The sequence below is a fragment of the Methylobacterium sp. J-092 genome, assembly GCF_022829325.1.
Classification (GTDB): Bacteria; Pseudomonadota; Alphaproteobacteria; order Rhizobiales; family Beijerinckiaceae; genus Methylobacterium.
On the sequence record NZ_JAKSXU010000149.1, the window covers coordinates 1 to 429 of the forward strand.

Here is a 429-nt window from a genome sequence, read left to right on the forward strand (position 1 = left end):
ATGCGTGCTAGTCGCATGAGGGAGCTTCCAGCCCGTCACAGCTTCTTGGATACGGCTGGCAACGATCTTGGCACCCTCTTCGCCCGTATCTGGGAGGATGACAGCAAACTCCTCGCCGCCGATGCGGTATCCGGTATCGCAGAACGGCTGATGACGGCTTCCATTGATCGAGCGATGAGCTTCAAGGCCTCATCGCCCTTCTGATGCCCGTAACGGTCGTTGAACCCCTTGAAGGAGTCTGCATCGAGCAGGATCAGCGATAGAGGCTGTGAGGTTCGCACCGCACGCAACCATTCCCGAGCCAGGACCTCGTCGAAGCGACGACGATTGGACAAGCCGGTCAACCCATCCGTCGTTGCCAGCCGTTCGAGCTCGACGTTCAGGGCGCTCGTAGCAATCTCGGCACATTGCCGCCGATCGAGTTCGCGA

At 59.7% G+C, this 429-nt stretch carries 1 protein-coding gene and 1 pseudogene; both read right to left on the minus strand.

The features are described 5' to 3' along the window. The coding region (locus MKK60_RS28715; RefSeq protein WP_409567423.1) for a diguanylate cyclase domain-containing protein at nucleotides 1-168 on the minus strand (168 nt) is incomplete at its 3' end. A gap of 29 nt (nucleotides 169-197) precedes the next feature. Continuing rightward, nucleotides 198-344 (minus strand): annotated as a pseudogene (locus tag MKK60_RS28720) (diguanylate cyclase domain-containing protein); the annotation flags it as partial. Nucleotides 345-429: the final 85 nt, after the last annotated feature.